General features: G+C 61.5%; 1 protein-coding gene. It reads right to left on the bottom strand.

Annotation, left to right across the window (positions count from 1 at the left end):
• Nucleotides 1-26: 26 nt before the first annotated feature.
• Entirely contained in the window at nt 27-236 is a 210-nt protein-coding gene (locus CK240_RS18090) for a CbtB domain-containing protein (protein WP_095641531.1), read from the bottom strand.
• Nucleotides 237-507 lie beyond the last annotated feature (271 nt).

Here is a 507-nt window from a genome sequence, read left to right as displayed (position 1 = left end):
AAAAGACGTCCCATGTTCCCCTCCCGTCAGTGGCAGGGAAAGCCAAGGAGATGGCGGGCATCATGCACGAATTCATGCACGTACATCCCGTCGAACACCGCAACGGCGCCCTGTTCGGTGCTGACAAAATACAGTGCCAGGAGCGCAATCAGCCCAGCAAAAATGGCCCATGGGGCGATCTCGCGCAGGGGGATCGGAGCTGTGTGAGTGCCGGGGGCGGCAGTGATGTAGGTCATGGCGATCTCCTTCCGGATACGCGTCCGGGGTGAAAGGACTGAAGGCGTGCACGGGGTCTGGCTCCCGCAATATTGGCGGTTACAGTGGCGCGACCGCACCGGAATTTCACCGGCTTTCCCGAGACACGACTATCATGATGACCCTCCGGTCCCGCCACGATACTGTCAAGGAAGCTTGCGCCCGAAGCTCATGCTGACACGGATCTGGTTGATCTGCGCAGCAGCTCCGGCTCGGGTCACCTTTCCAGGCGACGAGCCCGCGCCTCCGCAC

Source organism: Paracoccus salipaludis (genome assembly GCF_002287065.1).
Lineage (GTDB): Bacteria > Pseudomonadota > Alphaproteobacteria > Rhodobacterales > Rhodobacteraceae > Paracoccus > Paracoccus salipaludis.
The sequence above is the reverse complement of the archived record's forward strand: the minus strand, read 5'-3'. Positions and strand labels throughout refer to the sequence as shown.